Origin of the sequence: Aurantimonas sp. E1-2-R+4 (assembly GCF_036549515.1) — a bacterium.
Classification (GTDB): domain Bacteria; phylum Pseudomonadota; class Alphaproteobacteria; order Rhizobiales; family Rhizobiaceae; genus Aurantimonas; species Aurantimonas coralicida_A.
This window is the reverse complement of record NZ_JAZHLK010000165.1, coordinates 1-580: the sequence shown is the minus strand read 5'-3', so window position 1 is coordinate 580 and position 580 is coordinate 1. Positions and strand designations below refer to the sequence as shown.

1 protein-coding gene is annotated in these 580 nt (G+C 64.0%); it reads left to right on the top strand.

Annotated features, from left to right (window positions below; all coding sequences use genetic code 11):
- On the top strand, positions 1-450 hold a 450-nt coding region (locus VQ045_RS21890), incomplete at its 5' end, for an ATP-binding protein (RefSeq protein WP_331831635.1).
- Between the last annotated feature and the right edge of the window lie 130 nt (positions 451-580).

Below are 580 nucleotides of genomic sequence, written 5' to 3'. Positions count from 1 at the left end.
TGCCAGAAAGGCTTCACCGTCGCGTTCACGACGACGGCGGCTCTCGTTCATCAACTGATGGAGGCTCGCGACGAGCGCCGCCTTCTGAAGCTGCAGCGCGATCTCCAGGCCGTGAAGCTGCTGATCGTCGACGAACTCGGCTACGTGCCGCTGTCGCCGACTGGCGCCGAACTCCTGTTCGAGGTCTTCTCCCAGCGCTACGAGCGTGGCTCGACCATCGTCACATCCAATCTCCCCTTCGAGGACTGGACGAGCGTTCTCGGATCCGAACGGCTGACCGGCGCACTGCTCGATCGCCTGACCCACCACGTCCACATCCTGACGATGAACGGCGACAGCTATCGTCTCAAACAATCCGCCGGACCGCGCCGGGCCGCCGCCACGGCGGAGCAAAACCAGGCCACTGCCGACGTCTTCGATCCCGGGACCGGCGAAATCACCGACCCCTGATCCTCAGGACATCCCCCACGACACAGGAAAGGGCCCGATCGGGCCCTTTCCTGTGTCGTGCCCCTCACGCCAGTGGCCTGCTTTTACTCCGCACCACTGGCCCGGTTTTGCTCCGACGTTGACACCGAAT